At 72.5% G+C, this 24,587-nt stretch carries 22 protein-coding genes; 7 read left to right on the top strand and 15 right to left on the bottom strand.

Annotated features, from left to right (window positions below; genetic code table 11):
• Positions 1-4: 4 nt before the first annotated feature.
• The 7 genes from ABEA43_RS58210 to ABEA43_RS58240 all read right to left on the bottom strand — a co-directional run bounded on the left by ABEA43_RS58210 (position 5) and on the right by ABEA43_RS58240 (position 6,528).
• The gene (locus tag ABEA43_RS58210) at positions 5-1,408 is read right to left on the bottom strand and encodes a hypothetical protein (RefSeq protein ID WP_345576428.1); all 1,404 of its coding nucleotides are present in this window, start codon (positions 1,406-1,408) and stop codon (positions 5-7) included.
• 34 nt (positions 1,409-1,442) lie between these two features.
• The gene (locus tag ABEA43_RS58215; protein ID WP_345576430.1) at positions 1,443-2,162 is read right to left on the bottom strand and encodes an alpha/beta fold hydrolase; all 720 of its coding nucleotides are present in this window, start codon (positions 2,160-2,162) and stop codon (positions 1,443-1,445) included.
• A 114-nt stretch (positions 2,163-2,276) separates the two neighbouring features.
• Positions 2,277-2,744: a hypothetical protein gene (locus ABEA43_RS58220; RefSeq protein WP_345576432.1), complete on the bottom strand. Its 468-nt coding sequence runs from the start codon at positions 2,742-2,744 to the stop codon at positions 2,277-2,279.
• Positions 2,741-5,074, bottom strand: a complete 2,334-nt coding sequence (locus ABEA43_RS58225) for a molybdopterin oxidoreductase family protein (protein ID WP_345576434.1) — start codon at positions 5,072-5,074, stop codon at positions 2,741-2,743. Before ABEA43_RS58225 ends, ABEA43_RS58220 begins: the two co-directional genes overlap by 4 nt.
• Positions 5,075-5,212: 138 nt before the next feature.
• Positions 5,213-5,587 (bottom strand): hypothetical protein, encoded by a 375-nt coding sequence (locus ABEA43_RS58230; RefSeq protein WP_345576436.1) that lies wholly within the window; start codon positions 5,585-5,587, stop codon positions 5,213-5,215.
• Between the two features lie 44 nt (positions 5,588-5,631).
• Positions 5,632-6,018, bottom strand: coding sequence for a hypothetical protein (locus tag ABEA43_RS58235; RefSeq protein WP_345576438.1), 387 nt, complete (start codon positions 6,016-6,018; stop codon positions 5,632-5,634).
• A 285-nt stretch (positions 6,019-6,303) separates the two neighbouring features.
• On the bottom strand, positions 6,304-6,528 hold the full coding sequence (locus tag ABEA43_RS58240) for a hypothetical protein (protein ID WP_345576440.1): 225 nt from the start codon (positions 6,526-6,528) through the stop codon (positions 6,304-6,306).
• 298 nt (positions 6,529-6,826) lie between these two features.
• Here ABEA43_RS58240 and ABEA43_RS58245 point away from each other — a divergent pair, with 298 nt between their 5' ends.
• Positions 6,827-8,260 (top strand): amidase, encoded by a 1,434-nt coding sequence (locus tag ABEA43_RS58245; protein ID WP_345576442.1) that lies wholly within the window; start codon positions 6,827-6,829, stop codon positions 8,258-8,260.
• A 156-nt stretch (positions 8,261-8,416) separates the two neighbouring features.
• Here the strand turns inward: ABEA43_RS58245 and ABEA43_RS58250 are convergent, their stop codons facing one another.
• Positions 8,417-9,292: a PP2C family protein-serine/threonine phosphatase gene (locus ABEA43_RS58250; protein WP_345576444.1), complete on the bottom strand. Its 876-nt coding sequence runs from the start codon at positions 9,290-9,292 to the stop codon at positions 8,417-8,419.
• 281 nt (positions 9,293-9,573) lie between these two features.
• Between ABEA43_RS58250 and ABEA43_RS58255 the strand changes: the two genes are divergently transcribed.
• Positions 9,574-11,613 carry a catalase gene (locus ABEA43_RS58255; RefSeq protein WP_345576446.1) on the top strand — a complete coding sequence of 680 codons (2,040 nt, stop codon included), beginning with the start codon at positions 9,574-9,576 and terminating at the stop codon, positions 11,611-11,613.
• Positions 11,614-11,806: 193 nt separating this feature from the next.
• Here the strand turns inward: ABEA43_RS58255 and ABEA43_RS58260 are convergent, their stop codons facing one another.
• The 6 genes from ABEA43_RS58260 to ABEA43_RS58285 form a co-directional block, all read right to left on the bottom strand.
• A complete protein-coding gene (locus ABEA43_RS58260) occupies positions 11,807-12,766 on the bottom strand; it encodes a MerR family transcriptional regulator (RefSeq protein WP_345576448.1) in 960 nt (319 codons plus the stop codon).
• 52 nt (positions 12,767-12,818) lie between these two features.
• Positions 12,819-13,691, bottom strand: a complete 873-nt coding sequence (locus ABEA43_RS58265) for a hypothetical protein (protein ID WP_345576450.1) — start codon at positions 13,689-13,691, stop codon at positions 12,819-12,821.
• Positions 13,692-13,783: 92 nt separating this feature from the next.
• Positions 13,784-14,830, bottom strand: coding sequence for a CU044_5270 family protein (locus tag ABEA43_RS58270; protein ID WP_345576452.1), 1,047 nt, complete (start codon positions 14,828-14,830; stop codon positions 13,784-13,786).
• A 2-nt stretch (positions 14,831-14,832) separates the two neighbouring features.
• Positions 14,833-15,417, bottom strand: a complete 585-nt coding sequence (locus ABEA43_RS58275; protein WP_345576454.1) for an RNA polymerase sigma factor — start codon at positions 15,415-15,417, stop codon at positions 14,833-14,835.
• Between the two features lie 105 nt (positions 15,418-15,522).
• Positions 15,523-16,434, bottom strand: a complete 912-nt coding sequence (locus ABEA43_RS58280) for a LysR family transcriptional regulator (protein ID WP_345576456.1) — start codon at positions 16,432-16,434, stop codon at positions 15,523-15,525.
• A gap of 117 nt (positions 16,435-16,551) precedes the next feature.
• Complete coding sequence (locus ABEA43_RS58285; protein WP_345576458.1) at positions 16,552-18,177, bottom strand: MFS transporter; 1,626 nt, start codon at positions 18,175-18,177, stop codon at positions 16,552-16,554.
• Positions 18,178-18,452: 275 nt separating this feature from the next.
• On the opposite strand from ABEA43_RS58285, the gene ABEA43_RS58290 reads away from it, so the two are divergent.
• Both ABEA43_RS58290 and ABEA43_RS58295 read left to right on the top strand, forming a co-directional pair.
• On the top strand, positions 18,453-19,136 hold the full coding sequence (locus ABEA43_RS58290; RefSeq protein ID WP_345576460.1) for a TetR/AcrR family transcriptional regulator C-terminal domain-containing protein: 684 nt from the start codon (positions 18,453-18,455) through the stop codon (positions 19,134-19,136).
• Positions 19,137-19,222: 86 nt separating this feature from the next.
• Positions 19,223-19,639 carry a PASTA domain-containing protein gene (locus ABEA43_RS58295; RefSeq protein ID WP_345576462.1) on the top strand — a complete coding sequence of 139 codons (417 nt, stop codon included), beginning with the start codon at positions 19,223-19,225 and terminating at the stop codon, positions 19,637-19,639.
• A gap of 94 nt (positions 19,640-19,733) precedes the next feature.
• Here ABEA43_RS58295 and ABEA43_RS58300 read toward each other — a convergent pair whose 3' ends face one another.
• Complete coding sequence (locus ABEA43_RS58300) at positions 19,734-20,123, bottom strand: VOC family protein (protein WP_345576464.1); 390 nt, start codon at positions 20,121-20,123, stop codon at positions 19,734-19,736.
• A gap of 185 nt (positions 20,124-20,308) precedes the next feature.
• On the opposite strand from ABEA43_RS58300, the gene ABEA43_RS58305 reads away from it, so the two are divergent.
• From ABEA43_RS58305 to ABEA43_RS58315, 3 genes are all read left to right on the top strand, one after another.
• Positions 20,309-21,046 (top strand): maleylpyruvate isomerase family mycothiol-dependent enzyme, encoded by a 738-nt coding sequence (locus ABEA43_RS58305; protein ID WP_345576465.1) that lies wholly within the window; start codon positions 20,309-20,311, stop codon positions 21,044-21,046.
• 288 nt (positions 21,047-21,334) lie between these two features.
• On the top strand, positions 21,335-22,564 hold the full coding sequence (locus tag ABEA43_RS58310; RefSeq protein WP_345576466.1) for a sensor histidine kinase: 1,230 nt from the start codon (positions 21,335-21,337) through the stop codon (positions 22,562-22,564).
• The gene (locus ABEA43_RS58315; RefSeq protein ID WP_345576467.1) at positions 22,561-24,510 is read left to right on the top strand and encodes a histidine kinase; all 1,950 of its coding nucleotides are present in this window, start codon (positions 22,561-22,563) and stop codon (positions 24,508-24,510) included. The genes ABEA43_RS58310 and ABEA43_RS58315 overlap by 4 nt, the downstream gene beginning before the upstream one ends.
• Positions 24,511-24,587: the final 77 nt, after the last annotated feature.

Below are 24,587 nucleotides of genomic sequence, written 5' to 3' on the forward strand. Positions count from 1 at the left end.
TCTGTCAGGAGGGCGGATCCGCGACGTCCCAGCGCAGCTCCTCCCGCTGGGCCAGGAACTTCTCCGCCACCTGCCAGTCCATCGGCAGCGGCATCGGCGACGTGGCCCGGATCCTGGCCAGCTCCCGGTGCGCACGGGCCAGGCCCGCGAAGTCCCGCGGGTAGGCGCCCGTGTCGACGCCGGTGAACACGCCCACCTTGCGCGCGTACGCCAGTGCCGCCCGCCACTGCTCGATCGAGGCCAGCCCGACGGACTCCACCCCGTGCGAGAACAGCAGGAGCCTGATCTCGTCGAAGGGGTCGGCGCGGTCCAGGTACGCGGTCAGGCTCGCGTGCGACGGCTCGGTGTTGAAGACCATCCAGTACGGCACCGAGCCGCTGCGCAACGTCCACCACGGTTCGAGGAGCAGGAAGCACTCGGCGAGCAGCCGGTCGGCCGGCAGGCCGCGCGTCCGGTACCAATCCCGGTAGAGGTCGGCGACCGGCGGGCTGAGGTGTTCCGGCTCGGGGAAGCTCATGCGCACCAGCCGCCAGCCGTTGCGCGCGGCCAGCTCACTCAGGTCGGGCAGCAGCGCGGGCTCGAACCCCCATTCGGCCTCCGGGCTCTCCCCGTCGGCCGGCGGATAGTCCCACCTGCGATGAGGTGAGCCGTAACGCCGCAGGTAGTCGGCGACGCGGGGCCCGCCGTCGCGGTACTCCTCCCGGGTGGCGCCGCCGGGCGCGCCGTGCTGGAAGACGTGGCGCGGGCCCGCGTCCGTCGTCGGCCAGCGCAGGCCGCAGTCGGCGACCACGAGGGTCCCGCCGGGGGCCAGGGTCTGCTCCAGGTAGCGCCGGTAGGCGGCCGGCAGGGTCCGCCACTTGACCCGGAAGTAGGTCATGCCCGCGATCATCAGCCGGTCCTGGTTCGCGTCGTGCATGTGGTGGAGCACGAGGTCCGGGTTCGCGCCGAGGAGTGCCTGCCCGGCCGCCCGCGTACGGCTCAGGTCCGCGCGCGGCTCGTCGGGGTGGACGCCCCGCCGCCGTACCGGGATCAGGAGCGTCTGCGGCAGCCAGGGCGCGGCCAGCGCGGCGCACAGGTGGATCATGGCGCCGTTGGCCGAGCCGATGAAGGCCACCTGGCTGCGGCGGCGCGGGTAGTGCCCGGTCACCCAGCGGGCCAGGTCGTCGGAGCGGATCTCCCCCACCCGGCGCAGCGGCACGGCCTCCGCCCAGCCGCTGGCGGCGTACGCGCGTTCCTGGAGCCGGCGCGGCAGCCGGTTGGCCGCCCCGAGCACCGCCGACGCCAGCGGCTCGGCGGCCGCCGGGCCCTGGCCGATGAGCGGCACGTCCCGGCCGCGCAGGAAACGCGAGAGCGCGCGCAGCATGCCGGTGGCCGAATCGAACGACGCGACGACCCTGCCCGGCTTCATACCGCCACCTCCGATGTGGCCCACTTGTCCGGCCTCATGCCGCCACCTCCGTCAGGAAGCCCTCGACCAGCGCGGCGACCTGGCGGGGAGCCCGGTACGGCGTCATGTGCGGCAGCCCGTCCATGACCACCAGCCGCCCGTACGGCAGCAGCCTGGTCACCTCCTCGGCCCACGCCTGGGGCACCATCCGGTCCCTGCCGCCGCGGATCACCAGCGCGGGCACGGTGACGAGAGGCAGCTTGTCCTCGACCCGATCGCGGATCGACTCCCCGAACGCCGCCAGCACCCCGCGCGGCCCGGCGTCGCGGTAGTCGGCGAGGTTCAGCGGCGCCATGCGCGGGCTCTCCCCGCGGGAGTTGCGCAGCCACTGCGCGACCAGCCGCCACGGCGAGCGTCCGCGCGGATCCACCGTCGGGCCGCCCAGCACCAGGGCGGCGGCCACCCCGGGATGCCGGGCCGCGACGTCCACCACGACCTGGCAGCCGAACGAGAGCCCGAGCAGGCATGGCCGCTCCAGGCCCGCCGCGTCCGCCCAGGCGGCCACGACGTCGGCCAGCGCGGGCAGCGTCAGCGGCTCGGCCGGCTTGCCGCTCGCCCCGAAGCCGGGCAGGTCGATGGCCCAGGCGTCGTGCCGTTCGCCGATCGCCTCGACGAACGGCAGCAGCTCCCTGCTCGACACGCCGGCGCCGTGCACGCAGACCACGGCGGACCCGGGCCCCTGCTTGCGGAAGCCCGCGATGGCGAATCCGTCCACGGTATGGTCCTGCCGTTCCCAGCCCACTCCATCCCCTCTCTGCCCGAACCTGCCCGAACCTGCCCGAACCTGCCCGAACCTGCCCGAACCTGCCGAACCTGCCGAACCTGAAAATCAACCGGTCGCGACGACGAGCGCCTGGGGCGCCGCCTGCTTCATCCGGGTCCGCAGCCACAGGAGCTGCGTGGCGGTCTCGCCCTCGCACCGCCCGACGACCTCGACCAGCGACTCGTCGCGTACGCCCTGCGCTGCCTGGCCGATCATCGTCCAGGACAGATCGCACTCGGCCGCCATCAGATAGAGGTCGTGCAGGTCGCGGAGGAGCCCGAGGCCGCCGGCGCGCGTACCGGAGAAGAGGGTGGAGTGCAGCCGCTCCGGCTCGTCGGGGGCCTCCTCGGAGTAGCGCCCGACGAACGGCACCAGGCGCCGCATGTGGTCGTCGCACTGCCCGGCAAGCCGCTCGCAGGCGCGTACGACGTCCGGCTCCGCGCCGTGACCGGCGGCGACGTCCCTGAAGGCGGCGGCGAGCTCGCGCTCCGAGCGGTGCAGCAGCCCGAGGTAGTGAGCCAGGAACACGATCACCCTCCCGTCCTGGTCACCCGGACCGCGGTGACCTTGTAGAGCGGCTGCTTGGACACGGGGTCCCAGCCCGTGGCCGTGACCTCGTTCGCGGCGCGGGGAGCCGCTCCCTCGGCCAGGTCCCAGTAGCCGTAGTGGAACGGCACGAACACGACTCCCTGCCGGATACGCCCGATCCGGGCCGGGGCCACCAGGTGACCGCGTGGCGACTCCACCCGTACCCGCTCGCCTTCTGCGACGCCGAGCGCGTCCGCGTCGGCCGGGCTGAGCTCCACCCATGGGCCGGGCGCGGCGTCGTTGAGCCGTGGCACGCGGCCGGGCTTGGTGCGGGTGTGGAAGTGGTACACGGTACGGCCGGTGGTCAGCAGCAGCGGATATTCGGGGCCCGTCGCCTCGGGCGCGGGCTCGTACGGCGCGGCGTGCAGGAATGCGCGTCCGCCAGGCTGCTGGGCCGCGTAGTGCTCCCGGCCGTACTCGGCGCCGGTGCCCAGATCCTGGCCGTAGGTCTCGCTGTAGTCCGGATCGGTGTTGAAGCGGCCGCCGGTGTAGAGCCGCTCCGTACCGCCGGGCGACGACGGAGTGCACGGCCACTGGATGCCGCTGCCGCCGCGCAGGCGATCGTAGGTGAGGCCGGTGTAGTCGCAGGGCCGGCCGGCCGAGCACGCCTTCCACGCCTCGAACGCCGACTCCGGGTCGTGCCAGGTGACCAGCGGCTTGCCGTCGCGGTCGAGGAAGCGCATCCGGCGCGCGTAGTCCAGGAAGATGTCCAGGTCGGACCGCGCCTCGCCGGGTGGCGCCACGGCCTGCTCCGACAGGTGCACGGTCCGGTCGGCGTTCGTGAACGTGCCGAGCTTCTCCCCCCAGGCCGCGGCGGGCAGCACCACGTCGGCCAGCTCGGCCGTCTCGGTGCGGAACAGGTCCTGCACCACCACGAACAAGTCCTCCCCGGCCAGGATGCGGCGGATCCTGGCCAGGTCGGGCAGCGACACGGCCGGGTTGGTCGCCGAGATCCACAGCAGCTTGATCGAGCCCTGCTCGGCGTAGCGGAAGATCTGCATGGCGTGCGTCGGCGGCGCCCAGTGCGGGATGACGGCCGGATCGACGTTCCACACGTCGGCCAGCTCGCGGATGTGCGAGGGGTTGTCCCAGTTCCTGAAGCCGGGCAGATCGCCGTCGGCGCCGGTCTCGCGGGTGTTCTGGGCCGTGGGCTGGCCGTTCATCTGGCAGAGGCCCGCGCCGGGACGGCCCAGCATGCCGCGCAGCAGATGCACGTTGTTGACCTGGCAGGCGGCGGCCGTGGCCTGGTTGGACTGGTAGAAGCCCTGCAGGACGGTCGAGAACAGCCGCTCGCACGTGCCGAGGATCTCGGCGGCCGCCTCGATCGCGCTCACGGGCACGTCGCAGATCCGCGCCGCCCGCTCGGGCGGGCACTGCTCGACGGTACGGCACAGCCGCTCGAACCCGATGGTGTGCTCGTCCACGTAGCGGCGATCGATGTGGCCGCGCTCGATCAGCCGGTGGATCAGCGCGTTCATCAGTGCCAGGTTCGTGCCGGATCGCACCGGCAGGTGCACGTCCGCCTCGCGGGCGACGGGGGTGTCGCGGGGATCGGCGGCGATCATGGCCGGCGGTCGCGGGCCGTGGCGGCGGTCGAGCATCCGCTCCCACAGCACCACCTGGGTCTCGGCGACGTTGTGCCCCCACAGCGCGATCGCGTCGCAGTGGTCGACGTCGGTATAGCTGCCGGGCTGCCCGTCGGTCCCGAAGCTGGCCTTGAGCGAGGCGGCGGCGGTCGCGGTGCACAGGCGGGTGTTGCCGTCCATGTGCGGGGTGCCGATCCCGGCCTTCCCGATCACGGCGAGCGTGTAGTACTCCTCCAGGAAGAGCTGGCCGCTGGTGTAGAACCCGAAGTGGCCCCAGCCGCCGGGGCCGTCCAGCAGTTCCTTCGAACGGGCCACGACGCGGCCCATCGCCTCCTCCCAGTCCGACTCTGCCAATGAGCCGTTCTTCCTGACGAGGGGCCTGGTGAGGCGGTCGTCGCTGCGGCCGGCCTGCCAGCCGTACAGGTCCTTGGGGTCGAGCCGGCCGTGGTTGACCCGGTCGGCGGCGCGTCCGCGCACCCCAGCGATGCGGCCGTCCTTGACGGCGATGTCCATCGCGTCGCCGTTGGAGTGCAGGATCGACGCCGACTGCGCCCACGTGTCAACGCCGGCCTCGGTCAGGCCCTCTTCCAGGCAGACGTCCACCCGGATCGGCCAGGCGGGGGGCGCTCCGTCAGCCGGGGGGCCGTACGGTGTGCGCGGCCCCCAGGGAACGGCGATGCGGTCGGACATGTCGGCGGTTCCTTCCGGGTCGGAGGTCCCGACCGCATACCCGGACGTTGCCTTCGCATGCCTTGCCGTCTATGCCGCGGCCCGCTGGATCGGGCGAGGCCGCGCGCGTCTCGTTCCGTGCGCGGCCTTGCGGGAATGTCAGGAGACGGTCAGGTAGAACCCGGCGTCGGCGGGCGACCCGTAGGCGAGCCTGCTGAAGACGGCGATGGTGCGCTCGGCGTGGTAGCCGCAGGCCGAGGAGTCCAGTTCGACGGACAGCGAGCGCGGGTGGTCGTACTGGCCGGCGACCGTGGCGTGGAACGCGATCGGGCCGGTCAGGTCGACGGTGTCGTCCACCGTGACGCAGTAGGTGCCGCGGCGCGGGTGCCAGGCGTCGGTGACGTGCTCGCTGCGCGCGACCGAGCCGTCCGCCTCCACCATGGCGGAAGCCTGGGCGTACGGCGTGTCCGCGCGTGCGGCGGCCGGCGTCAGAACGGCGGCCACGGCGAGCGCGCCCGCGGCGATGCGCCTCATGCTGTTCATTGTCGAAGTCCCTTCGGTGCTGGTCAGGAGCCGGTTCATGCGATCGAGAGGTCGAAGCCGCCGTCGGCGAGCCGCCCGGTGCTGGTGTTGTAGACGTTGACGGTGATCGCGTTGGCCTTCGGGCAGGCCGTCGACGGGTACCGGTAGCCGATGTGCGGCAGCCGCAGTGCCTGGCGCGGGGTGATCTGGATCAGCGCACCGCGCACGTCCACGTTGTGGGCGGCCTGCACGCAGTACTGGCCGGTGCCCGCCCGCCAGCTCTTGATGACGTTCTTGCCGTCGTTCAGGCTGCCGTCCGCGTCGACGATCGCGCCGGCCCTCGCGTACGGGGCCTTGATGTCGGCGTGCGCGGCGGGACCGGCGGCCAGGAGGAGACCGGCGGCGGCCAGCGCGAGGCCGCCCGCCATTGTGCGACGGAACATGAGATATCCCTTCGGTCACAGAGAGAGAAGAACCATGACCGAAAGTAAGTTCACGGGGGTGGCCGGGCCGCGAGCCACCCCGCGTCGCACGCTCAAGGTTTCTTGATCGAGCGCCACCCAACCCGTGGCCCGCCGCGGACGTCCCGGCCACCTCTCCACGACCGGGGGCGCGGCCGGGTCGGCCTCGCGCGCTTGACGAGCGCTTTGCCACGGGGGTGCGCCTCCCCCTCCGCAAGGCCTGAGCCGCGAGCGGGCTGCGACGCGCGCTGACGGCCACCGGATGGCTCAGGAGGTGGTCACCGTGGCGCCGGGGAGCGACTCCTTGCAGGCGGCGGGCGTGCCGACGACCGCCAGCACCGCGTCATCGACCGGCTTGGCGGCCGCGTGGCCGTCCAGGACGATCCTGGCCTGCTTCGCCTTCCTGGTCTTGATCGTGATCAGCAGTGCGGCGACCATCGCGGGCGCCGGCGTACGCGTCGAGAACATCATCGGCCCCCGGAGATCGATCATTCCGTATCGGGCGAAAGTGGTTCGCAGGAGGCGCGGCCGGAAAACCGGTCGACGTTCCGGGGCGCCGGTGCGAGCATGGGCGGTGATGTCCCGAGCGTAGAACCACCTCGATCACCGCAGGGGATGGTCGCCGAGCCCACGGGCCGGCCTGATGACCATCGCTCTGCTCAGGCTGTTCGCCATCGGCAGCGGCCCGCCCTCAGTGGCGCGCCGAGTGCTGCCCACCCCATGCCCCTGGCATGGATTTCGCCTGTGATCGAAGTGCCGGCGTCCGATGACGCCGAGAGAAGGATTCCCGATGGAACTCCACGAATACGCCACATATGACGCCGTCGGCCTGCGTGACCTGATCGCCTCGGGCGCGGTCAGCGCCGCCGAGGTCGAGGCCGCCGCCAGGCGGGCGCTGGCCGAGACGGAGCCGAAGGTGAACGGCCTGGCGCTGCCGGTGTTCGCGCCGGCGCTCGCCCATGCCGGGGACGGCCCGTTCACCGGAGTGCCGTTCCTGATCAAGGACCACGGGCCGGTCGCCGAGGGTGTGCCGTTCTCGCTCGGCAGCCGGGCCCTGCCGGGCATCATCACCCATCATGACACCGACCTGATGACCCGCTTCCGCGCCGCCGGTCTGGTCACCCTCGGCCTGACCACCACGCCGGAGATGTGCCTCAGCTTCGCCACCGAATCGCTCAAGTACGGCCTGACCCGCAACCCGTGGGACCTGGCCAGAGGCGCGGGCGGGTCGAGCGGCGGCGCCGCCGCACTGGTCGCCGCGGGCGCCGTGCCCGTGGCGCACGCCAGCGACGGAGCGGGGTCCATCCGGGTCCCGGCCTCCTGCTGCGGGCTGGTCGGGCTCAAGCCGAGCCGCGGCCGGGTCACCGCCGGGCCCGACATGGGCGAGCCGATGCTCGGCATGGCGTACGAGTTCGCCCTGACGCGCACAGTCCGCGACGCCGCCCACCTCCTGGACGCCGTCCAGGGCCCCGCGGTCGGCGACAAGTACACCGCGCCGCCCCCGCGCCGCCGGTACGCCGACGACGCCAGGACCGAGCCGGGCCGGCTGCGGGTGGCGGTGACCACGACGTCGTGGGCGGGCACGGCGGTGGACGAGCAGGTGGCCGCCTGGGCGACCAGCACCGGCAAGGTGCTGGAGCAGGCGGGGCACGTGGTCAGCGAGGCCGCGCCGCCCGTCGACTGGGACGCCGTCATGCAGGCCTGGGTGGCCGAGGGGGTCGTGATCTCCTCCACGCTGCTGCTCGCGCCCAGGGAGCCGGACCCGGCCGCGATGGAGGCCGTATCCCGGCGGTTCCTGGAGACGGCGAAGGCGTACACCGCGCTGGACCTGCTCGCCGCGCTCAACGCGCAGAACCGGGTGACCCGGTCGGTGAGCGCGTTCTTCACCGAGTACGACCTGCTCGTCACCCCGACGCTGGGCCGCCTCCCCGCTCCGCACGGCACGCTGCGGTACGACGATCCCGGCCATACCCTGACGAGCTGGCTCCAGTCGCTGACCGAGTACGGGCCGTTCACCGGGCTGTTCAACATCACCGGCCAGCCCGCGATCAGCCTGCCGCTGGGGCAGAGTGACGACGGGCTGCCGATCGGCGTGCAGCTCGTCGCCCCTTACGGTCGCGAAGATCTGCTCTTCCAGGTCGCCGCGCACCTCGAACAGGCCATGCCGTGGAAGGACCGGACGCCGCCGGTCTTCGCGGGGAAGGAGCCGGCCGGGGATCTCTGACAGGCGGCTGCCACAGAACGGCGCGGCCCGCGCGGGCTGGGGGGCTCGCGCGGGCGGGACGGGCACGCGCTGCCCGCGCGGGCTGGGGGGCTCGCGCGGGCGGGACGGGCACGCGCTGCCCGCGCGGGCTGGGGGGCTCGCGCGGGCTGGGTGGCGTCAGCGGCGCGGTGAGCGGCGGCCTGTGCGTTCCGGCGCGGCCGTGTTCAGGGTGTAGCCGAAGAACCCGGGCTCCTCCGCGCGCAGGAGAAGCAGGGTGAGCTCGGTGTCGGCCTGGTCGCCGCCGTGGGCCAGCAGCTCGCTCTCCAGGCGGGCCAGCAGGACCTGCGGGGGCTCGCCGCGCAGCGCGGCGGCCCGTCGCTCGATCGGGTATCGCTGCCCCTGTGCGTCGCGCGTCTCCGTGACGCCGCGGGTGTAGAGCAGCAGCGCGTCGCCCACGTGCAGGTCGACGCCGGTCGGCGAGCACCGGTCCGCGACCGGCGGCCACAGGCCGAGCAACGGGTCCACGTCGAGGATGGGCGCCGGGCGGACGCCGTCGGCGCGCATCACCAGCGGCACCGTGTGACCGAACACCAGGAAGTCGGCGGTCTCACCGAGGGGACCGACCTGGACCAGCGACGCCGCGACGGACCCGGGCGGCGACGCCGCGAAGCCGGCACCGGACAGCGACGCCTCGGCGGAGCCGGCATCGGGCTCGCCCGTCTGGTCCGCGGAGCTCGTGCCGGGCGCGGCCGGGAAGCCGGAGACCGGGGCGCGCCTGCCCGTCTGGTCGGCGACGAACGCGTTGAGGCGCCGGGCCAGTCCCGCTAACTGCGGCTCGTGCCGGGCGAGCTCACCGAAGGCCACCTCGATCGCGGCGGCCAGCTCAGGGGCGGCGATCGCCGGGCAGCGCACTTCGCCGATGATCGCGCGGGTGCCGAAGGCGGTCTCCACCACGGAGTAGAGGTGCGCACTGTCGCGAGCGCGCCGGGCCAGGGTGTGCCGGGCCTCGGCGTAGACGCTGCCGCAGCGCTGCGACATGATCGGCGATGGCACGCTGTCATCCCTTTCCTCGGAGGATCACCTTCACGTGGAGCGGGCATTCGGCGCTCGCGGATACCGAACGTGGTTTCATGATAGCGATTCGTGCGCCTCCGCGGACCCTCTGATTCGGTAATCCGGGTGCTCCGACCGGGCGGCCTTCCGCGCCACCCCGTCCGGCGGCCGGATCAGCGAGCCGGGCCCGGCGCCGTCGCTGGTTGAGAGCCGCTGGTCATGGGGTATGAACCGGCCTGGATCTCCCCCCGGAAGGCGACGTACTCATCGTGGGGGACCCCGTGGCAGACGACAACAACGACAAGCAGCGGCAGCTCGACCGGCACCGGGTCGATTCGGCGGGCACGCGGTACACGACCGATCAGGGCGTACGGATCGACGACACCGACAATTCGCTGTCGATCGGCGAGCGCGGCCCCACCATCCTGGAGGACTTCCACCTCCGCGAGAAGGTGATGCGCTTCGACCATGAGCGCATCCCCGAGCGGGTGGTGCACGCGCGCGGGTCCGGGGCCCACGGCGTGTTCCAGGTGTACGAGTCGCTGGCCGACTACACGTGCGCGGACTTCCTGTGCGATCCGTCGTTGCGGACGCCGGTGTTCGTGCGTTTCTCCACGGTGGCCGGGTCCCGCGGGTCGGCGGACACGGTGCGGGACGTACGGGGGTTCGCCACCAAGTTCTTCACCCGGCAGGGCAACTACGACCTGGTCGGCAACAACTTCCCGGTCTTCTTCGTGCAGGACGCGATCAAGTTCGCCGATTTCGTGCACTCGGTCAAGCCGGAGCCGCACAACGAGATCCCGCAGGCCCAGTCGGCGCACGACACGTTGTGGGACTTCGTGCAGCTCCAGCCGGAGACGCTGCACACGATCATGTGGCTGATGTCGGACCGCGCGATCCCGCGCAGCTACCGGATGATGCAGGGTTTCGGCGTGCACACCTTCCGCCTGGTCAACGCCAGCGGGAAGGGCACGTTCGTGAAGTTCCACTGGCGGCCCGCGCTCGGCACGCACTCGCTGGTGTGGGACGAGGTGCTGCGGCTGCAGGGCAACGACCCCGACTACAACCGCCGGGACCTGTGGGAGGCCATCGAGTCGGGCGCCTTCCCGGAGTACGAGCTGGGCCTGCAGCTCGTGCCCGAAGAGGACGAGCACAAGTTCGGCTTCGACCTGCTCGACCCGACCAAGATCATCCCGGAGGAGGAGGTGCCGTTGCGGCCGGTCGGCAAGATGACCCTGAACCGCAACCCGGACAACTTCTTCGCCGAGACCGAGCAGATCGCCTTCTGCACCGCCAACGTCGTGCCGGGCATCGACTTCACCAACGACCCGCTGCTGCAGGGCCGCAACTTCTCCTACCTCGACACCCAGCTGCTCCGGCTGGGCGGGCCCAACTTCCAGCAGATCCCGATCAACCGCCCGGTCGCGCCGGTGCACAACGACAACCGCGACGGCTTCCACCAGCACATGATCCACACCAGCCACACCAGCTACTCCAAGAACTCCATCAGCGGCGGCTGCCCGGCCACCGGTGCGCTGAGCGGGGACATGACGGGGGTGTTCAAGCACTACACCGAGCGGGTGGACGGCGAGAAGATCCGCAAGCGCAGCCCCAGCTTCGGCGACCACTACAGCCAGGCCACGCTGTTCTGGAACAGCATGTCCGGCTGGGAGAAGCAGCACATCGTCAACGCCTTCCTGTTCGAGCTCGGCCACGTGGAGCGCCGCCCCATCAAGGAGCAGGTGGTCGAGCGGCTCGCGAACATCGACGGCGAGCTGGCCGCGAAGGTGGCGACCGGGCTCGGCATGCCCGCGCCCGCGGCGACCGCCGTCAACCACGGCAAGTCCTCGCCGGCGCTCAGCCAGGCCGGCCAGCCGTCCGACACGATCGCCACCCGCAAGATCGCGGTGCTGGCGGGCGACAGCACGGACGCGGGGGCGCTCGGCCCGGTCAAGCAGGCGCTGGAGGGGCAGGGGGCGATCTGCGACATCGTCGCGCCGCACGAGGGCAGCGCGGGCTCGCTCACGGTGGACAAGCAGGTCAGTGCCGCTTCTTCGGTCCTGTACGACGCCGTGCTGCTGGCCGCGGGCGACGAGCTGGCCGGCAACGGGTACGCGGTGCAGTTCGTACGGGAGGCGTTCAGGCACGGCAAGGCCATCGGGGCGCTGCCCGGCACGGACGCCCTGCTCCAGGCCGCGGCGCTGCCCGGCCGTCAGGGCGTCGTGGACGCGTCGGCCGGGGACGGCTTCGCCCAGCGGTTCATCGAGGCCATCGCCGCGCACCGCCACTACGACCGCGACGTGACCGCCTTCCCGGCCTGAGCACCGGGCACACCAGCCCCGGTGACACGCGGTCCCCTCACCCGAGCCGCCCGGCCGGGACACGCTCACCCGGCCACGGTGACCGGACGGAACGCGGCCATCCACCCAAAGCGCTCGGGCAGGACACGGCCGTCCCGCCCGGGGCGCTCAGGCAGGACGGCCGTCCCGCCCGGGGCGCCCGGGCGGGATGCGGTCACCCGCCCGAAGCGACCGGGCGGGGGTGCGTTTGGGCGCGTAGAGCCTGGATGGCCCAGTCCAGCGCCGGTGTCAGCGGCTCCGGTGCCGGCCAGCCGTTGATCACGGCGAGCAGGTGGAGGTAGCGCTCCCTGCGGGGGTCGTTCAGGCGGGTCAGCCGGGTCAGCATCAGGCGCCGGAGCCCGGCGTCGTCCGGCTGCCCGGAGACCTCCGCGTAGCGGGCCGCGACCGCGTCGACGACCCGCCCGGCCTCGGCCGCTGCCGGGTCGGTGGTGGTCGCCGCGGCGTGGCGTACCTCGTCGCGGACGATCGCGGCGAGGTCCCGGCGCGGGACCCCGCCCTCGCTCCTGGCCCGGTCGGCGACGTGGTCGGCGGCCAGCCCGCGGAAGCCGGCGCGGAAGTCCGGGTCCTGGGACAGGCCGGCCAGCTCCACCCACGCCTCGACCTGCTCGGGCTCGGGGTGGTCCGGCAGCTCCGGCGTCAGCGAGCGCCTAATCCCGGCGAACCCGTGATCGACGTCCAGCCCGCGGAAAACGGCGTCGAGGAAGTCCTCGATCAGCTCGTGGCGTTCGTGCTCGGACAACCGGGCCAGCTTGTGCATGAGATCCATCTCCTCCAGTGAAGACCCGCGCCGGGCCACCGCCGTCAGCACCGCCCGCCGCAGGCGCAATGTCCTGATTTGTACGGCGAGCGCCTCGGCGTGCGCCGCCGCGACCTCGGCCAGCGGGAGCTCCCGGTCCACGACCTTCCTGATCGTCGGCAGGTCCAGTCCCAGCTCCCGCAGCGTCCGTACGAGGTCGAGGCGGGCGACGGCGGCGATTCCGTACAGGCGATGACCGGCCGGGCTACGGCCGGCGGGGGACACGATCCCGCGATCGGAGTAGAACCTGATGGTCTTGACCGTCAGGCCCGTCCGCCGGGCCAGGTCGCCGATCGAGTAGAGCGTGTCCCCGTCCATGCCGCTCAGCCTGGCACCTCCCCTTGGTGGAGGTGCAACCCCGGTGGCCGCGTCAGACGACCTTGCGGTAGATCCGGGACGGGATCGCCTGAGCCGCGCCCTCCCTGCCGAACTCCTGGTAGACCCGCGACGTGATCTCCATGGCCTTCGGGGAGTAGACGGGGTAGAAGTCCTTACCGCACTCCAGGTCCTTCAGCGCCGCCTTGATCTCCTTGTCCAGGTGCGGCCTGGCCTGCGCGGGCTTCAGGTTCGGCAGGAAGACGACGGTCTTGCCCTTGGGCAGGTCGCCCTTCCACGCCTTCTTGGCGACGTCCGAAGCCTGCCGCACGATCTTCGTATGGCTCAGACCGTCCAGCGCGGTCGGCTCGGTCCGGCTGACGCCGAGGCACGCGGCGAACCGCTTGCCCAGCTGGACGAGCCGCTTGTCCTGGTCGAGGACGCTCAACGACGTCCGCACCGCCGCCTCGATCCGGTCAGCGTAGTCCTCCTGAGAGGTGACGGTCTTGCCCAGCACCTCCTTGACCGCCTGGGCGAAGCAGGAATCATCGGCGGCGCGCCACTTCTTCAGCGCGCCGGCCGAGAGCGACATCAGCATCTTGTTGTTCGGGTTCTCGTGCCGGACGGGGTTGGGGACCGCGTCCTTCGGATAGACGTTCGGGGACCAGACGCCGAAGCCGTACTTGGTCCGGTATGCCCGCAGCGCCTCCAGATCACCGGCGAGCCGCTCCCGCTCCCCAGGCTGCCACGTGTGCCGAGGCTCCGGAGAGGCCGTGTAGTCCAGGCCCCGCTCCGTCATACAGGCGACGCGCTCGGCCTCCAGCCGTGTCTGCTTCTCGTACGCGGCGGCGTCTCCCGGCGGCGGCGCGGTGAGGCCGCCGAACGAGCCGGCGAGCAGGGTGGCCGCGACCGCCTTGGCGATGAACATGGATGTTCTCCTTCTTCGAGGGCATGCCGGATCGATCTGCGGGCATGCGGAACAGAGCTCACGGCCGGAAAGGCCGGATCAGGGGAAAAGTCTCAGCAGGGGATCTTCATGCGGGACGCCTTCGGCGACACCTCGGGCAGGCCGGGGGCGAGATCGACGGCGAGCACGGCGGTGCCCTGCGCCTCGCCCTTCCTCGCGGTGTACTCGCCGGGGGACGCCTTCACCTTTCTGTCCCGGGTGTTCACCGTGCGCTCTCCGAGGTAGCCATAGCTCTGCCGATCGAAGATCAACTCGGATCGGGTCCCGTCGCCCTCGTCCATGGCGACGGCCAGGCCGGGGCGACCGGCCGCGTCCAAGGCGTCGGGGATGAGCATGATCCCGTTCAGCCCGGCGGCGACCTGGTAGAGCGCCGCGCCCAGGCTGGGCCGTACCACGGACTCGCGGACCAGGCCCTGGAGGGAGCGCCAGATGCGCAGCGGCTCCTCGCCCGTGTCGGCCACGATCTTCGCGCGCACCTGGGCGGGGTCCGTCGGCCAGGCGCCCAGCCGTGCGTAGGACGGCTGGCCGGGGCATCCCGCAGGCTCGGACACGATGTCCTCGACGCCGCGGTCCCAGTACGTGCGGGGCGCCGGTCCCGCGGCTGACAGGCCCTGTCTGCGGCTCAGCCAGGGCTTGCCCACGTCGGCGGCCTCCCAGCGCTCCTCGTTGACCAGCACCTTCGTGTAGCGCGTCTTGCCCGACTCGTCCTTGGTGTACAGGCTTTCCTGGGCCAGCTTCTTGGTGTGGACGTACAGGCCGCGGGCCGGCACGATGTCGGGCCGGCCGGCGGCGGCCCGCGCGGCCAGGCCGAGCAGCGCCTTGGCGTCGGCCGGAGGCGCGGCCAGCAGGTGGCCGGGAGTGTGCGTGCCGGAGCCGCCCAGACTCACCTGGGTGACGATGATGCCGGCGGCGAGGGTCACCGCCATCGCGCCGACCAGGGCGGCGCGCCGTAGCGGACGCGCGGTGCGCCAACCGCGGCGCGGACGGTCCGGCCGTGACGCCCGTGCCTCGCGCAGGAAGCGGTCACGCCCCTTCGCCGCCGCCTCCGGCGTGGGCTCGGGCTCCGCGAACACGGCCTCGACCAGCTTCAGCTCGTCCATCACTACCACTCCCCGATCGGGTTGACGTCGCCCAGGGCCTTGCGCAGCTTCCTGCGCGCCCTGTTGATCCGGGACCCGACGGTCCCCACCGGTATGTCCAGAGCGGTGGCGATCTCCTCGTAGCCCAGCCCGCCGAAGACGAGCAGGAACACCACGTCGCGATCGCCCTTCGCCAGGCCCTTCAGCCCCCGTACGAGCTCCGGTCTGCTGGCCTGCGCCGCGAGCTGCGAGGTCACCCGGTCCTCGTGCCCGTCGGCGGAGTCCTCGGCCGGCACCTTGCTGAGCGCGTTCAGGCGGCGGCCTTCGCCGCGGCGGTGCCGGGCCACGACGTTCGTGGCGATGCCGAACAACCACGACCGCACGGTGCCCCGCTGCGGGTCGAAGCCGTGCCTGCCGTTGAACGCGAGCAGGAAGGCGTCCGCGACCAGGTCATCGGCCTGCTCGCCGCCGAGCCTGGCGGCCAGGTAACGGTAGATCTGGGTGAAGTACCGGTCGTACAGGAGGGCGAAACGCTCGGGATCGTCCAGCGACTGCTCGACCACGGTGACGTCTTCCATCACATCGCCGGCGTCAGGTGGTGCAGTCATGGCGTCCTTCCGAAGACAACTGTCGACCAGTGTTCGCCGGTCGGCAGGTTTTCTTCACGCCGATTTCCGGGCCGCGGCCACGACGGCCTGAGCCCGGCGAAGGGGTTACCTCTCGAACGCCGGAATGGGGTGGCCCGCGAACCAGGTGGTCAGGAAGTCCAGAAATACTTTGATTTTGCGCGACGAGCTCTGGGCGGGGCCGTAGATCGCGTACAGGGATCTCTCGGGCACGGCCAGCTCGGGGAGCAGCACCCGCAGGGCGCCGCTCATGAGATCGTCGTACGCGGGCCGGTGCGGGATCAGGGCGACGCCGCGCCCGTGCACGGCGGCCTTCTGCAGGGCGATGGACGAGTTCGATTGGAAGGCGACATTGCGGATCTTGTGCAGCGTGCTCGCCCGGCCGTGGCCGATGCGCCAGACCGGGTCGTTGACGTGCACCAGGCAGTCGTCGGCGGCGAGGTCGTCGGGCGAGGCCGGGGAGCCGTGCTCCTTGACGTACGACTCCCCGGCGCACAGCACGAACGGCAGCGCGGCGATCTTCTTCAGCCGCATACTGGAGTCCCGCAGGTCGCGGGTGTGGAAGGCGACGTCGAACCCGCTGTCCAGGAAGTCGTACGCCCTGCCGGACATGCCGCCCAGCTCGAACCGCACGGTGATCCTCGGGTGCGCGACGGAGAAGGCGGCGATGGCGTCGCCGACATCGAGACCGCCGATCCACTTGGGACAGATGATGGACAGCGGACCTTCCGGGCGATCGTGCAGCTCCGCGATGCTGGTGTCCTCGGCGTCGATCTCGTCGAGGATCCGCTGGGCGAAGCGGCTGTAGCGGACACCGGGCTCGGTCAGGCTGACGGATCGGGCGGTGCGGTTGACCAGGCGGACGCCGACCTGCTTCTCCAGGTCCGCCACGTGACGGGAGATGAGCGATCCCGAGGTGCCGAGCACCTTGGCGGCGCCGCTGAAGCTGCCGGCCTTCGCGACCGTGACGAAGCTGCGCATGATGAGAAGACGATCCATGGCTCCTCCGGTCCGAGGCAGAGGACACGCACCCGGGGACGCACACCTCAATCCGAATTACATTCTGTCCGGATGCCGAAGCTGGTCAAGATCCCCGGCAGTACTGCCAGCCTCTTCTCAGCTCCTCTGCCGATCAGATGGGCTGTGGCCGATCTCCTCCCGCGTCATGTCTTCCCTGCCCGGCCGCGGGCGCGGCACGGCGGAGGCCGCGGCGAGCGCGACGGCGGCGAGGACGGCGAAGGCGAGGAACCCGCCCGTGTAGGCCGGCTCTTCCGGCATCCCGCTCGTCCCCGGGGTGCCTGCCGCGAGGACGGCCGCCGCGATCTGCGCGCCCACGGCTCCGCCGACGGTGCGCACGATGGTGTTGACCCCGGTGGCCACGCCGGTCTGCCGGGGCTCGACCGACTCGACCACCAGGTTCCCGATGGAGGCGAAGGCCAGCCCGTATCCGGCGCCGACGATGAGGCCGGCCGCGTAGACGTACCACATCTGGGTGTGCGCGGCGGCCAGCAGGACGAACGCGACCACGGCGCACGCGGCACCGGCCTGGAGCGGCACGCGTGCGCCGGCCCTGCGGCCGAGCCGCGCGGCCAGCGGTCCTGCCACCAGCATGGCGCCGGCGACCGGCAGCATGACCAGGCCGGCCTCGGTGGCCGAGGCGCCGAACCCGTATCCAGCGGACGGCGGCGTCTGGACGAGGCGTGGGATGAGGGTGATGACGCCGAACATCGCCATGCCGACGATGAACGTGGCCAGGTTCGTCGCGGCCAGCGCTCGCCGCCGCAGCAGACGCAGGTCCACCAGCGGATCGGCGACGCGCAGCTCGGTGACGGCGAACCCGGCCAGCAGCAGCGCCGTCGCGGCGAACAGCCCTGCGACCGGAGCCGAGCCCCATCCCCAGGCCCTGCCCTGGGTGACGGCCAGCAGCAGACAGGTCAGCGTCCCGGACAACAGGACCGCCCCGGCCACGTCCACCCGCCCATGACGCACGGGACCCATGCGGGGGGCGGAACCCGCATGGGGACCGGCCGCTGCGCTGGAGGCCGAGCCCGTGCCGGTGGCGCGGATCTCGCTGGAGAAGGACAGGGCGATCGCCGCGAGTGCCAGCGTGCCCCAGAACAGCCATGCCGTGCCGGGACCGTCTACCACCGGACCGGCCACCACCATGCCGGCCGCGCCGCCGATCCCGAACATGGCGCTGAGCAGCGCGACGATCGACGGCACCTTGGGCGGGGGCAGGGCGGTCCTGACGATGCCGAAGGCCAGCGGGAACACCCCGCCGCCGATTCCCTGCAGCGCCCGCCCGGTCACGAGTCCGCCGAGCGAGTGCGCACCGGCGGCCAGGCCGCACACCACGGTCCCGATCGCGAAACAGTACAAGCAGGCGAGCAGGATACGGCGGTAGCCGAACATGTCGCCGAGCCGCCCGGCGATCGGCGTGGCCACGGCGCTGGAGAGCATGAACGCCGTCAGCACCCAGGTCACAGCGGTGGTGGACGCGCCGAGCTCGCGGCCGAACGCGGGCAGGGCGGCGACCACGATCGTCTGAGCGAGACTGACGGCCAGCGCCGCCACCAGCAACGCCGCCACGACCCCCGGCGCACCACCACTGCCCGCGGCCACTTCCCCAACGGGCGGATGGGCCGGCCGCCGATCCGGTTGTGTGGATGCGGGACGCGCGGGCGCGCGGAGCTTGCGCCACAGGGTGAGTCCGGCGGTGATGAGCGCGGCGAGGATCCACATCAGCGGCCACCCGCCGAAAGCCGCTCCCGCGAACGGACACCGGCATGGGGCCGTGCCCGTTCGCGGGCGTAGCCGTGGGAACGGGCGCAGGCCTGGGCGCGGGCACGGGCCTGGGCACCGGTGCCGGTGCCGGTGCCGGTACCGGCACCGGCACCGAAGCATGCACAGGCGTGGGTGTGAACGATCACTGAAACTCCCTGCGAGCCGAAGTTAGGTTAGGCAACGCTAAATCTTGTGGACGGCTGTCCGCAAGATGGTGGCATAAGGTTTCGGCTGTGGGTTCTTCGGCTGGTCACACCTCTTCGGGTTCATCGCAGCGCCGCGCCTGGGGCAGCCTCAGCCGCGCGCAGATCGTCGCCGTTGCGCTGGAGATCGCCAGGAAGGAGGGGATGGACGCGCTGACCATTCGCCGGCTCGCCGCCGACCTCGGTGCGTCGCGGATGGCCCTGTACCGGCACGTGGCCGACAAGGAAGCACTGGTCGATCTGGTGATGAACGCCATCGCCGAGCACGACGTCCTACCGCCCGGCATCCACGAGGGCCCGTGGCAGGAACGGCTACGGCTGCTCGCCGCCGGGATGCGGCGCGAGCTGGCCGCCTATCCCGGCATGGTCGACCTCCTCATGACCCGCGCCAACCACGGCCCCGGCGCCCTGAACCTGGTCGAGACCATCCTCCAGATCCTCGCCGACGCCGGCCTGGACGACCGGCAGGCCGCCAGGCACTACCTGATCTTCATCGACCTCATGCTGGGCCGGCTCCACCACCAGCTGCACGGCGACCCCATCGCGGAGCACCGCACCGCGAGCCTGCTCGCCCTGGCGGACGAGGCCGGCGACTTCCCCCGGCTGCGCGCCGCCGCCGCCCATCTCAAGGCCATCACCGTGGAGCAGGTCTTCGAGGCCGAGCTCGACCTGCTCGTCGCCGCCATCGAGGCCGCCGCCCGTACGGAGAGCTGAGCGTGGCGTGCCTTCACGTGGCACCCGTCCGGCACGGTCGCGGCACGCCTCAAGGTTGACGACATCCTTGAGAAAGGACTCATGTGGTGAGAGCTCTCCCAGCAGTGCCCCGCCGGCTGCGTGCGATCGTGGCGGCGACCGCGCTCGGTACGGCCCTGATCGGCGGCGCCCAGGCGGCGCAGGCCTCCCCGGCCGCGACAGCGTTCACGACGGCCTCCGCAGTGGCGGCCGCCCCGCTCTGCGTCACGCAGAACGGGATCCGTTACTGCGAGATGCCGGACATCGTCGGCCAGCGACTCGGAGAGGCCAGGACGACCCTCGGCACTTACGGCTTCGGGTTCGGCGTGCAGCACTTCGTGATCGACCACATATGCAACCACATCGGCGAGGTCGCCCGGCAGAAGCCGGCCGCCACGGTCGGCTCCGTTCCGCGGGTCCTGTACCCGGCGGGCACCTCGGTGGAGATCTGGATCTGGCAGCTCCCGTCGCATCCGTGCCCCTGACCGCGTCCAGCCGGCCGGCACCGTGACCCACGCCCCCGGCGCCCCTCGCCTGAGCGCGAGGGCTGCCGGGGGCGGCTTGGTCTCCAGGGAAGGTCTACGGGGCCTGGTGCGGGCTCAGCGGGGAGCGGTCGCCGACGAGCCACAGGTGCCCGAACGGGTCGGCGAACCCGCCCTGCCGGTGCACGCCCCACGGCATCTGATGATCACGGATCTTGTCGACGTCGCCGTCCGCGCCGGCGGCCACGGCACGTTCGATGAAGGCGTCGGGGTCGTCCACGAAGACCTCCACCCGTACCGTCCGCGAGCCGAGCACGGCCGGCGTCTCCCAGCCGTTGCCCTCCGGCTCGCCGAGGAAGAACGGGGCGCCCCCGACGCTCAGCCCCACGACGCCGCCGAGGTCCCACAGCGGGGTGGCGCCGAGCGCCTCCTCGTACCATCGCGCCGCCGCCGTCGCGTCCGGGACGGCCAGCATCAGCGAGATCACCGGACGGTGCGCTCAGCCGGCATCGTCGTCCCCCTTCACGGGCGTGGGCATCTCAGGCAAGCGTGCGTCAGGCGGGGAGTAAACGCAAGATCCGCCGGACCGGGTGAACGCCGCATCGGGCCTGGTGACAGGCCGGCAGAGTCCGCGGTCCTGGCGTACCGAATATAATTCTGTATGCTCGCAGGGTGACCGATGTCTTCGACGATCTGGCCGCGGAGTACCGGCAACTCGACGCTGTGCTCGACCCCCTGACGGCGGACCAATGGTCCCGGCCCTCCGCGGCCGCAGGCTGGACCGTCTCCGACGCCGTCCTGCACCTGACCCAGAGCGAAGAAGTGATCAACAGCCCGTTCATCAACGCGGGCGAACCGCGCCTGGCCGCCGCGGAGGCCACCATGGACGGCCTGGCCGCCGAGATGGTCGCGGCCGAGCGCGGGATGTCGCCGGCCGACGTGCTCGCCCGCTGGCGCAAGGCCGCCTTCGCCACCCCAGGAACGCTGCGTGCCTGTCCCCCGGGCACGCGCCTGTCCTGGGTGCGCACCTCGCTGTCGCCCAAGACGCTGGCCACGACCAGGATCGCCGAGCACTGGGCCCACGCCCAGGACATCACCGTCCCGCTGGGCCTGCCCTATCCCGACACGGCCCGGCTGCGGCACGTGGCCTGGCTGGCCCACCGTACGCTGCCCTACGCCTTCGCCCTCGCCGGGATCGCGGACGCCCCGGTCTTCTGCGAGCTCACCGCGCCCGACGGGATCACCCGCTGGACCTTCGGCGACCCGGCCGCCCCGGCGCGGATCACCGGATCGGCCGCCGAGTTCTGCCGGGTCGGGGCCCGCCGCCTCACGCCCGAGCAGACCGGCCTCATCGCCGAGGGCGCCCACGCCGCCGACGCGCTCCGCGTTGTCCGCAACTACGCCGCCTGACCCCCCGGCCGCGCCCGCGCCAAGCCGGACGCGGACGGGCCGCGCGGGTGAGCGCCCCGCGCCGCGCCGGGCGCGGTGGGACGGCACGGGTGAGCGCCCCGCGCCGAGCCTGACGCGACCCGGCGGCACGGGTGAGCGCCCCGCGCCGAGCCTGACGCGACCCGGCGGCATGGGTGAGCGCCCCGCGCCGAGCCGACCTCGAACGGGCGGCGCGGCGGTGAGTGCCCGGTGCGCCGTCCGCCACCTATGATGTCCGCGCACATGCGAAAGAACGCCAGGCTTGTCCTGTTGGGAATCTCGGGACCGTTGCTGGTGAGCGCGGCGGTCCTGTCCGGCATGGACCGGCGTGGCCGCGCCCTCCTCTTGCTCGACCGCGCCCTGGTCTACGCCGCGCTCACCGCCGTCGTCGGCGCCGTCTACTTCGGGATCATCACGCTCGGCGGCACCCTGCTCGGATCCTGGTCGGGCCTGGTCGCGGCGCTGGCCGCCGGCGCGCTCTTCCATCCCGTACGCCTGCGCCTCCAGGACGCCGTGAACCGGCTGTTCGGGTCGGAGCGGGACCCGTACCGGCTGGCCGACCGGGTGAGCAGGAGCATGCAGGAGGCGAACGGCCCCGCAGAGGCCCTGGCGTCGGCGGCCACGGCGGCCAGGCGGGCGCTCGGCGCGGACGGCGTCGCGGTCGAGGTGGTGCTGCCCGGCGGCCGGGTGCGCCGGGTGGCCGACGGCGAGCTGGGCGCGCGGCCGTCGGTCGTGCGCCTGGTGTGGCACGGCCGGTCGATGGGCTGGCTGACGGTCGCCGGCGAGCCCCGCGACCCGGCCCTGCTCGACATGCTGGCCAGGCAGCTCGCGGAGGTGGCGCACGCGGTGCAGCTCAGCGCCGACCTGCAGCGTTCGCGCGAGCGGATGCTCGTCACCCGCGAGGAGGAGCGGCACCGGCTGCGGCGCAACCTGCACGACGGGCTCGGCCCCACGCTGACGAGCCTCGCGATGAGCGTGGACGAGGCGCGGCGCAGCCTGGCCAGCGACCCCGGCGCGGCGGACACGCTGCTCAGCAAGGCGCGCCGGCAGATGAGCGAGGCCGTCGTGGACGTGCGCGACCTGGTGTACGGCCTGCGCCCGCCCGCGCTCGACGGCGCAGGACTGACCGAGGTCGGCCTGGAGGGCGCGCTGCGGATGCTGGCCGACGCGCCGGGGCCGCGGGTGGAGGTGGTCCTGCCGGGCTTGCTCGCCGAGTTACCGGCGGCCGTGGAGGTGGCCGCGTACAAGATCGCCCATGAGGCCATGGCGAACGTGCGCAGGCACGCCAGGGCCACCACGGCGCTGATCAGGGTGGAGCGGCGCGACGGGCTGCGGCTGACCGTGTCCGACGACGGGATCGGCCTGCCCGAGCAGCGCCGTCAGGGCGCCGCGCTCATGCGCGCCCGCGCCGAGGAGGTCGGCGGCTCCTGCGAGATCGACGTCAGGCCGGGCGGCGGCACCGAGGTCGTCGCGGAGCTGCCGCTGCGGGAGGCGGGATGAGGCGGCGGATCGTGGTCGGCGTCGTGTGGGTGGTGGCGGCGCTGTCGCTTCCGGCCGTCCTGGCCGGCGCCTGGCTGGGCGCCCAGGTCCCGTGGTGGAACGCGAACCAGGGCGTGGACCCGATCGGGCTGATGTTCCCGCTCGCTGGAGCGTTCCTGATCTCGCGGCGGCCCAGGCTGCTGTTCCCGTGGCTGATGTGGGGCACCGGGGTGATCTGGTCGGTGTACTCGCTGCTGTTCGCGCTGGCGGTGTGGATGTCGGTGTACGCGCCCGGCCCGCTGACGCCGTACGTCGCGTGGCCGGCCATCTGGTTGTGGCTGCTGGCGGTGCCGACGTTCTCGGGGATCATGCCGCTGCTGTTCCCGGACGGGCGGCTGCCGTCCAAGCGGTGGCAGCCGGTGCTGTACGGCAACCTCACGCTCATGATCGGCCACTCGCTGCTGCTGGGCCTGTCCCCGGACCCGTCGTTCGAGCTGGGCATTCCGATGAGCAACCCGTTCGGCGTGGCGGCGCTGGGCACGATCCCCCAGGTGGTGGAGTCCTGGATCGGTCCGCCGATGATCCTGCTCTGCCTGCTCGGCGTGGTCTCCCTGGGCTTCAGGTATCGCGCGTCGGCCCCCGAGGTACGCCGCCAGATCACCTGGTACTTCTACGCGATGGTGATCTTCGTCGGCTACTGGATCGCCAGCGCGGGCAACGAGGACCAGGTCGTCATCGCGCTGCGCCTCGTGGTGGCGGCCGGCATGCCCATCGCCATCATCGCCGCCGTGCTGCGCCACCAGCTCTACGGCATCAGGCTGATACTGAACCGGACGCTCGTGTACGGCTCGCTCGCCGTCGTCGCCGGCGTCACCTACTCGGTGCTCATGTGGGCCTCCAGCAGCGTGGCCGGCGACTACGGCGCGGTGGCCGGGCTCGCCGCCGCCATGGCCACGGGCGCGGCCTTCCATCCCGTACGGCTGCGCCTGCAACGCTCGGCCGACCGGCTGTTCAACGTCGAACGCGACCCGTACCGCGCGGCCGACCTGCTGAGCCGTACCGTGCAGCGGGCCGGCGACCCGTCCGAGGCGCTGGCCGAGGCGATCTCCGCGGTCCGCGCCCAGCTCGGGGCCAGGGGCGTGGGGGTGGAGGTGGCGGGCGAGCCCGCGCTGTCCTTCGTGGACGGCGAGCTGGGCGCCAGGCCGCGGGCGACCGAGCTGACCTGGCACGGCACGCGGGCCGGGCGGCTGCTGCTGGCGGGCGGGCGCCAGAGCAGGGAGCGGCACGCCGTCATGGCCGGGCACCTGGCCGAGCTGGCGCGTGCCGTACGGCTGAGCACCGACCTGCGCGACTCGCACGAGCGCATCACCGCGACCAGGGACGAGGAGCGGCGCAGGCTCGGCAGGGAGCTGCACGACGGCCTCGGGCCGACGCTGACGAGCGTGACGATGCGGCTGGACGAGGCGCGGCGGCGGCTGGAGCGCGACCCGGCGGCGGTGGACGAGCTGCTGGCCGGCGTGCGCGACGAGATGACCAGCACGCTACGGTCCGTGCGGGAGCTGGTCGACGGGCTGCGCCCGCCCGCGCTCGACGAGCTGGGGCTGGCCGGCGCGCTGCGGTCGTTCGGGCAGGGGCCGGGGCCGCGGGTCGAGGTGGCGGTGACGGGCTCGCTCGACCGGCTGCCCGCCGGGGTGGAGACGGCCGCGTACCGGATCGCCCAGGAGGCGCTGACCAACGCCCGCCGCCACGCGCAGGCGGCGTCCGTGCTGGTCACGCTGGAGCTTGGGGCGGAGGCGCTGCGGGTGTCGGTCGCCGACGACGGCACCGGGCTGCCGGAGTCGCCGGCGCCGGGGGTGGGGCTGACCTCGATGCGCGAACGGGCCGCCGAGATCGGCGGCACGTGCGCGATCGGGCCCGGCGACGGGCGCGGCACCGAGGTGACCGCCGTGCTCCCGTTGCCCGCGTGAGGTCCCAGCGCGAGATCCCCGCATCGACGATCGGCCGGCAGCCGCCCATCCCCGCAGGTCACCGCCTCGAAAGGCCG

This window comes from Nonomuraea rosea, from assembly GCF_039539705.1.
Lineage (GTDB): Bacteria > Actinomycetota > Actinomycetes > Streptosporangiales > Streptosporangiaceae > Nonomuraea > Nonomuraea rosea.

Coding starts and splice junctions, on each gene's coding strand:
- ABEA43_RS58235 (WP_345576438.1), bottom strand. CDS start 6,018: ATGTTCCGTCGCACAATGGCGGGCGGCCTCGCGCTGGCCGCCGCCGGT.
- ABEA43_RS58260 (WP_345576448.1), bottom strand. CDS start 12,766: ATGGACGGGGACACGCTCTACTCGATCGGCGACCTGGCCCGGCGGACG.
- ABEA43_RS58230 (WP_345576436.1), bottom strand. CDS start 5,587: ATGAGGCGCATCGCCGCGGGCGCGCTCGCCGTGGCCGCCGTTCTGACG.
- ABEA43_RS58210 (WP_345576428.1), bottom strand. CDS start 1,408: ATGAAGCCGGGCAGGGTCGTCGCGTCGTTCGATTCGGCCACCGGCATG.
- ABEA43_RS58285 (WP_345576458.1), bottom strand. CDS start 18,177: ATGTGGATCCTCGCCGCGCTCATCACCGCCGGACTCACCCTGTGGCGC.
- ABEA43_RS58240 (WP_345576440.1), bottom strand. CDS start 6,528: ATGATCGATCTCCGGGGGCCGATGATGTTCTCGACGCGTACGCCGGCG.
- ABEA43_RS58265 (WP_345576450.1), bottom strand. CDS start 13,691: ATGTTCATCGCCAAGGCGGTCGCGGCCACCCTGCTCGCCGGCTCGTTC.
- ABEA43_RS58275 (WP_345576454.1), bottom strand. CDS start 15,417: ATGACTGCACCACCTGACGCCGGCGATGTGATGGAAGACGTCACCGTG.
- ABEA43_RS58315 (WP_345576467.1), top strand. CDS start 22,561: ATGAGGCGGCGGATCGTGGTCGGCGTCGTGTGGGTGGTGGCGGCGCTG.
- ABEA43_RS58245 (WP_345576442.1), top strand. CDS start 6,827: ATGGAACTCCACGAATACGCCACATATGACGCCGTCGGCCTGCGTGAC.
- ABEA43_RS58280 (WP_345576456.1), bottom strand. CDS start 16,434: ATGGATCGTCTTCTCATCATGCGCAGCTTCGTCACGGTCGCGAAGGCC.
- ABEA43_RS58225 (WP_345576434.1), bottom strand. CDS start 5,074: ATGTCCGACCGCATCGCCGTTCCCTGGGGGCCGCGCACACCGTACGGC.
- ABEA43_RS58270 (WP_345576452.1), bottom strand. CDS start 14,830: ATGGACGAGCTGAAGCTGGTCGAGGCCGTGTTCGCGGAGCCCGAGCCC.